The sequence below is a fragment of the Specibacter sp. RAF43 genome (assembly GCF_052114065.1).
In the GTDB taxonomy this organism is placed as follows: Bacteria; Actinomycetota; Actinomycetes; order Actinomycetales; family Micrococcaceae; genus Specibacter.
Map to the genome: position 1 here is coordinate 68,337 of NZ_JBFREA010000016.1, position 6,313 is coordinate 74,649.

General features: G+C 67.5%; 7 protein-coding genes, 1 tRNA gene and 1 other RNA gene. 3 read left to right on the top strand and 6 right to left on the bottom strand.

What is annotated here, in order from left to right:
* Complete coding sequence (locus AB4Y80_RS10690) at window positions 1–798, bottom strand: LytR C-terminal domain-containing protein (protein WP_442214102.1); 798 nt, start codon at window positions 796–798, stop codon at window positions 1–3.
* Window positions 791–1,090, bottom strand: coding sequence for a type II toxin-antitoxin system VapB family antitoxin (locus AB4Y80_RS10695; RefSeq protein ID WP_442214103.1), 300 nt, complete (start codon window positions 1,088–1,090; stop codon window positions 791–793). Before AB4Y80_RS10695 ends, AB4Y80_RS10690 begins: the two co-directional genes overlap by 8 nt.
* 293 nt (window positions 1,091–1,383) lie before the next feature.
* Between AB4Y80_RS10695 and AB4Y80_RS10700 the strand changes: the two genes are divergently transcribed.
* Window positions 1,384–2,271, top strand: a complete 888-nt coding sequence (locus tag AB4Y80_RS10700) for a hypothetical protein (RefSeq protein WP_442214104.1) — start codon at window positions 1,384–1,386, stop codon at window positions 2,269–2,271.
* A gap of 33 nt (window positions 2,272–2,304) precedes the next feature.
* Here the strand turns inward: AB4Y80_RS10700 and AB4Y80_RS10705 are convergent, their stop codons facing one another.
* From AB4Y80_RS10705 to AB4Y80_RS10720, 4 genes are all read right to left on the bottom strand, one after another.
* Entirely contained in the window at window positions 2,305–2,784 is a 480-nt protein-coding gene (locus AB4Y80_RS10705) for a glutathione peroxidase (protein ID WP_442214105.1), read from the bottom strand.
* 22 nt (window positions 2,785–2,806) lie between these two features.
* The gene (locus AB4Y80_RS10710) at window positions 2,807–3,895 is read right to left on the bottom strand and encodes an alanine racemase (protein ID WP_442214106.1); all 1,089 of its coding nucleotides are present in this window, start codon (window positions 3,893–3,895) and stop codon (window positions 2,807–2,809) included.
* Window positions 3,896–4,026: 131 nt separating this feature from the next.
* Window positions 4,027–4,114 (bottom strand) — tRNA-Ser (locus AB4Y80_RS10715).
* 366 nt (window positions 4,115–4,480) lie between these two features.
* Window positions 4,481–4,765, bottom strand: a complete 285-nt coding sequence (locus AB4Y80_RS10720) for a hypothetical protein (protein WP_442214107.1) — start codon at window positions 4,763–4,765, stop codon at window positions 4,481–4,483.
* Between the two features lie 99 nt (window positions 4,766–4,864).
* Here AB4Y80_RS10720 and ffs point away from each other — a divergent pair.
* Both ffs and AB4Y80_RS10730 read left to right on the top strand, forming a co-directional pair.
* Window positions 4,865–4,960: signal recognition particle sRNA small type (ffs, locus tag AB4Y80_RS10725), an RNA gene on the top strand.
* A gap of 70 nt (window positions 4,961–5,030) precedes the next feature.
* Window positions 5,031–6,313 (top strand): DNA polymerase III subunit gamma and tau (locus AB4Y80_RS10730; RefSeq protein WP_442214109.1); only part of this gene is annotated, 1,283 nt, incomplete at its 3' end.

The following is a 6,313-nucleotide window of genomic DNA, read 5'->3' on the forward strand; positions in this document are numbered from 1 at the left end:
CTATTTCGTGGCGGTTTGGCTTGCCCGGCCCGACGCGGGGGGCCCCGACGCTGGGGGCCCCGACGGCGACGGGCTCAGTCGCGGGCAGGACAGCACCCCAGGTGTTTGGTCCACCTTCGGCGCCGCGACCAGGCCGGCGTACTCGCCCGTGAGGATCACGTCCACGGACGGGCCCGTGCGATCGTCCTGGACGTATTCCGGGTGCAGCACGTTGCGCTGGAGGTTGAACGCGGCAGCGTGGCCGCCCGGCCCGGACACCACGACGGCGCCGGTCGTGTACTCGACCTTTGCATTGGCCACCGTGCCCACCTTGTAGCCGCGCTTCTTCAGCTCGGCCGCCACCTTCCCGGCCATGCCCTCGGTGCTTCCGCCGTTGAAGACATTGACTGTGATGGCCTTGTTCGCCGGGTAGTCGAGCTTTTCCGCGGGGCAGGTGACGGCCGGCGTGGTGGGCCGGGCAAAGCCGATTTTCAGTTCCAGCTCGCCGCGCTGGACCATGCCGGCCAGGATGACCCCGGCCACCACCACCGCGACCAGCAGCACCAAGGTGACGGCGTGGACAACGCGGCGGCGGACGCTGGCCGGGCTGAATTCCGGGGATTCCGGTTCCGGGAACGCCTGGTTGAGCCCGCGGGTGTCCACCACGTGATGGCCGTGGAAGAACTGGACGTCCTTGGAGCGCTTGCGCGCCAGGCGCTCCTCGTAGGCGTCGTCCTTCGCCTGCCGCCTGGCTTCCCGCGCGGCCTGGCGTTGTTGCCTGAGGGTCAGGAGGACGTCGTCCTCCTGACCCTCAGTCATCAATCACCAGCACCCGGGCGTGCAGGATGGTGCGTTGATGGAGGGCGGTGCGCACGGCCCGGTGCAGCCCGTCCTCCAAATAGAGCGTCCCGCGCCACTGGACCACATGCGGGAACAGGTCGCCAAAAAACGTGGAGTCCTCGGCCAACAGCGCCTCCAGATCCAGCTGCGCCTTCGTGGTGACCAATTGCGCCAGCCGGACCTGGCGCGGCGGAACCGACGCCCAGTCCTTGGGCGTGACGTAGCCATGGTCAGGGTAGGGACGTCCGTTGCCGACTGCTTTAAAGATCACACCTTCAGACTATGGACAACGCGCGGACATGTGAACCGCCACGCAGGCGCGCCGCCGCGTGTGTTGCCAAATGGTTACCGTTCCATGCCCGGTGCCGTCGGAACGGTTCCAGATGGGCTGGAGCGGACGACAACTGCCTGGTCGAGAAGGCCCGGGCGAAAATATTGCCGTCCCAAAGCAATGACTGGTACGGGATGCTTGTGGAGCGGACGATTTCGCCGACCACTCGGGCGCCCGCTGTCGCAATGTCGTCCCAAAGGGCCGGTGGCGCAGAAGACTGGGATCATGGGGGTATGACCCCTTTGACACCGCCGCTGGCGCTTTTGCTTGACGTGGACGGGCCCATCGCCAGCCCCGTGACCCGCACGGTTTCCGCCGGGATCATCGCCAGCCTGATCGCCCTGATCGGCGAGGGCATCCCGGTGGTGTTCAACACGGGCCGTTCCGATGCGTTCATTGCCGAACAGGTCATGGCGCCCATGATTGCGGCCGGCCTGCCCGCGGCCGCCGTGGTGCATGCCGTCTGCGAAAAGGGCGCCGTGTGGTTCAGTTTCACCGCCGACGGCGCCGGCCCGGTCCACGTCGACCGGGAGCTGGCCGTTCCGGCCGCCCTGGGGGATGACATCCGCGCGCTGGTGGCCGACTCCTATGCGGACCATATGTTCTTTGACGAGACCAAGCGGGCCATGGTGTCCGTGGAACAGCTGGTCAGCGTCGCCAACGCGGACTACCTGGCCCGGCAGGACCTGTTCGACGCCGATGCGCTGGCCCTGATGACCGCCCGCGGGCTGGGGACCATCCGGCTCGAGCATCGGGCCCCGGCCGGGTCGGGCAGCATCGACTACCGGATTGACCCGTCCATCATCTCCAGCGACATCGAGTCCGTCCGGCTCGGCAAGGACCTCGGCGCCAGCCGGGCCGTGGAGCTGCTGGCCGCGCAGGGCATTGTGCCCCAGGCCTGGCGGACCGTGGGCGATTCACGCACCGACTATGCGATGGCCGATTGGCTGCACCACCAGGACCACCCGGTCAAGCACGTGGACGTACGCCCGGCCGACGGCGTGCCCGTGAAACCATACACCGTCCTCACCGCCGCGGACCTGGGCCTGGGGGCGGAGATCATCCACGACGACGCCGGCGCCGCCTTCCTGCAGGCCTGGCTGGACTCCGTGACGGGCTAACCCACGGCGAGATGTTCGCCGTGGCCAATACATCTAGGCCAGCGCGGCCTCGACGGCGCCGATCAGCTCCGGGGCGTCCGGCGTCACCGCGGGGGCAAAGCGGGCCAGCACCACGCCGTCGCGGTCAAGCAGGAATTTCTCAAAGTTCCAGGTGATGGGCTCCGCGCCGTTGTTGGTCAGGGCGGCATAGAGGGGGTGGGCGTCGGCGCCGTTGACGTCGGTCTTGGCCGCCAGCGGGAAGCTCACGCCGAAGTTCTTGCGGCAAAAGTCGGCGATTTCCTCGGCCGTTCCGGGCTCCTGGCCGCCGAACTGGTTGCAGGGCATGCCCAGGACCGCAAGGCCGCGATCCCGGTACTTCTGGTATAAAGCCTCGAGGGCGTCGTACTGCTTCGTGAAGCCGCATTTGGAGGCGACGTTCACCACCAGTACGGCTTGGCCGGCCAAGGCGCCTAGGGTGGTTTCGGTCCCGTCGTTGAGGGTCACGGGAATGGCATGCAAGGTCTGAGTAGTCACCCTGAGAGTCTAGTCGGCCCGGCTAATTGTTACGGCCGCGGGCCGCGACAGCCCACGCATCGATCATGGCCCCGTCCCGGATGACGACGAGTTCATCGGCCAGGTTGACGGCGGCGCACACGTGGTTGGGCACCGCCTGCAGGGTGTCCCCGCGCCGGGGCAGTGCCGTGCCGTCGGGGAAGGCAACGGTGGCATGGTGCTCGGACAGGGCGATGATGCGCGCCTCCGGGATGCCCAGAATCCTGCCGCCGCCGGTGGCCCACGGCGGCTGGTCCGCGCCGAGGACCTTGCTGCCGGCATCCAGGATGACGTTCCGTCCCGAGCTGCTGACCACGGTGGCGACGGCGCACAGCGCCACCGCGTCCCAGCCGCACGTGCCCAGTTCCACCTGCTGGGCATCGTTGAACACATAGACGCCCGGCCGGATCTCATTGAGCACGGTTGCATCGGCGCTGGCCGCGGTTGGCGTGGAGCCGCCGCTGACAATTCCGCCGTGCACGCCGACGGCGGCCAGGGACGCGGACGCCGCGGACAGCGCCGCTGCTTCCTGGGCCGCGGCGGGGGCCCGATTCCCCGGGCCGTAACCGTGGCCGGGGAAGGTGAAGACCCCGGCCACCGCCAGGCCGTTCTCGCGGGCCGCCCACGCCACGGCACCGGCGTCCTCCGGACGGCAGCCGCTGCGGTGGTGGCCGCTGTCCACCTCCACCATCACCGCCACGGTGCTTCCGGCCAGGGCCCGCCCCAGCTCATGGGCGCCCTCAGGGGAATCAATCCCAATGCGCAGCCGGGACCGCTCGGCCAGGGCCGTGATGCGGGCCGCCCGGGCGGCCGTCACCCAGAGCGGGTAGGCCAGGAACAAGTCCGTGCAGCCGGCGTCGGCGAAGACCTCCGCCTCCCCCAGGGTCGCCACGGTCAGTCCGACGGCGCCGAGTTCGAGCTGGCGGCGGGCAATCTGTGGAACCTTGTGCGTCTTGGCGTGCGGGCGAAGCGCGACGCCGACCGCCGCGGCCCGCTGTGCCATGGCCGAGAGGTTGCGGTCCATGATCCCGGCGTCCACACACAAGAAGGGCGTCGAGGGGAATTCGGGGGCGGCGAAGTCGATCTGTTCCATTCCCTGATGATCTCACCGCGGACGCCCGCGCCGCGATAGTGGGGCCTGACGCCCGGGCCATTAAAAGCGCGGGCCCTTAAAAGAAAGGAAGCCCCGGCAACGAAAACGTTGACCGGAACTTCCCTAATTCGTGGCGGAGGATGGGGGATTTGAACCCCCGAGGGCGTTAACCCAACACGCGTTCCAGGCGTGCGCCATAGGCCGCTAGGCGAATCCTCCAGCTGCCGTGCAAAACACGGCAGGTTCAAGAGTACCTGACGATTCCCGAAGTCACGAATCGAGCATTCGCGGCGGCCAACGCACCGGCGGCGCGGCACAGAAAATGAGGGTAGGAGGGCCCCGTTCAAGCCCCGCTACCCTCATTTCCCCCTGCGGTCCATCGGAAGGCAGACCGTCTTGCCAGCAACGTCACCTAAAACGACCGTTGCGTGCACACATTCGCAGTGCTCCCGCTGCTTCACGTGTACAAACACCACTTTACAACATTGTCACGCCGATGTGACATTCAGCACGGAATATTTCTTGCGAGGTCATGTCCGGACACGATGCGGGCATGCCGGATTGCGGCCCGAGCGCGAAATGGCACTAATGTCCGGCGCGCATGGCCAGGGCGGCCGTGACAAACCCCGACACGGCAAAGCCCGCCGTCAGGATCCACAGCAGGAACTGTTGATCCGGATGGTGGTGCGTGCGTTGGCTGGTGGTGGTCGAAAACGCCTCTATGCGCAGCAGTGCGGCAATTCCGCACGCGAAGGCCAGCGCCCAAAACAGCCATTGAAAGAATCCGTAACTCAACACGGTCATCAGCTCCTTACGTGCCACGGGCAACCACGGGGCGGAGTCGCCCGGGGCATCGTTGCGCACGATCATGAGTGCCCTCTGTGGCGAAGGTACCACCGCCACCGGCAAATTGATACGCCTGCGCGGCGTTGGATTGGTCCCTCCCCCGGCCCGTCGGGTATGCTGGCTTCCGGCCCCTCATGTGGCGTCACCCTGTGAACTCCCCCAGGACCGGAAGGTAGCAAGGGTAAGCGGGCTCTGGCGGGTGCATGGGGGGTCTTTACTTTTCCCCAGATTTGCCCAATCTGCGGCATCGACCGGCATTTTGTCAGGCGGATTAGATAGGGTTTTATCTGTGAGCGCACCAACAGCCCTTTATCGTCGGTACCGTCCCGATTCGTTCGCGGACGTGATCGGCCAGGACCATGTCACCGTCCCGCTGATGGCTGCGCTGGAAAAGGACCGCGTCAACCACGCCTACCTCTTTTCCGGTCCCCGCGGTTGCGGGAAGACCACCTCGGCCCGCATCCTGGCCCGCTGCCTGAACTGCGCCGCCGGCCCCACCGCGCACCCCTGCGGGGTGTGCGACAGCTGTGTCGAGCTGTCCCGCGGCGGCACCGGCTCCCTGGACGTCATTGAGATCGACGCCGCCAGCCACGGCGGTGTTGACGACGCCCGCGACCTGCGCGAACGGGCCACCTTTGCCCCCATTCGGGACCGCTACAAGATCTTCATCATCGACGAAGCCCACATGGTCACCTCCGCCGGCTTCAATGCGCTGCTAAAGATTGTTGAAGAGCCGCCCGAGCACATCAAGTTCATCTTTGCCACGACGGAGCCGGACAAGGTCATTGGCACCATCCGCTCGCGCACGCACCACTACCCCTTCCGGCTGGTGCCGCCGGAGCCGCTCATGGCCTATTTGGCGCAGCTGTGCGCCATGGAAAACGTGCCGGTGGCCCCGGGCGTGCTGTCCCTGGTGATCCGGGCCGGCGGCGGATCCGTCCGCGATTCGCTCTCCGTGCTGGACCAGCTCATGGCCGGTGCCGGGACGGCCGGACTGGACTATGAGCTCGCCGTGGACCTGCTCGGCTACACGCATGCCTCCCTGCTCGATGACGTGGTCGAGGCGCTGGCCGCCGCCGATTCCGCCACGGTGTTCAAATCCGTGGACCGCGTTATCCAGACCGGCCACGATCCCCGCCGCTTCGTCGAGGACCTGCTGGAGCGCTTCCGCGACCTCATCATTGTCCAGGCCATGCCGGAGAGCGCACACGCCATTTTGCGCGGCACCCCGGATGAGCTCATTGCCCGCATGCAGACGCAGGCCGCGCAGCTGGGCGCCGCCGAGCTCTCCCGTGCCGCCGACGTCACGAACACCGCATTCAATGACATGACGGGGGCCACCTCGCCCCGCCTGCACCTTGAGTTGCTCGGCGCCCGGTTGCTGCTGCCCGGCACCGATGCCGCGGCCCGGGGCATGGCCGCCCGGCTTGACCAGATGGAACGGCGCCTCAATTACAGCGGCGCCGCGGGTGCGTCCGGGGCGCCGGTTGCGGGCCCGGCACCGGTTGCGGCACCGCCGCCCGGCACGACGGACGTTCGCGTGTCCGCCGCCGGCGGGGCCGCCCCCGGTAC

Bases quoted from the DNA above. Each gene is read 5' to 3' on its own strand.
- AB4Y80_RS10720 (WP_442214107.1), bottom strand. From the start codon at position 4,765: ATGATCGTGCGCAACGATGCCCCGGGCGACTCCGCCCCGTGGTTGCCC.
- AB4Y80_RS10690 (WP_442214102.1), bottom strand. From the start codon at position 798: ATGACTGAGGGTCAGGAGGACGACGTCCTCCTGACCCTCAGGCAACAA.
- AB4Y80_RS10700 (WP_442214104.1), top strand. From the start codon at position 1,384: ATGACCCCTTTGACACCGCCGCTGGCGCTTTTGCTTGACGTGGACGGG.
- AB4Y80_RS10710 (WP_442214106.1), bottom strand. From the start codon at position 3,895: ATGGAACAGATCGACTTCGCCGCCCCCGAATTCCCCTCGACGCCCTTC.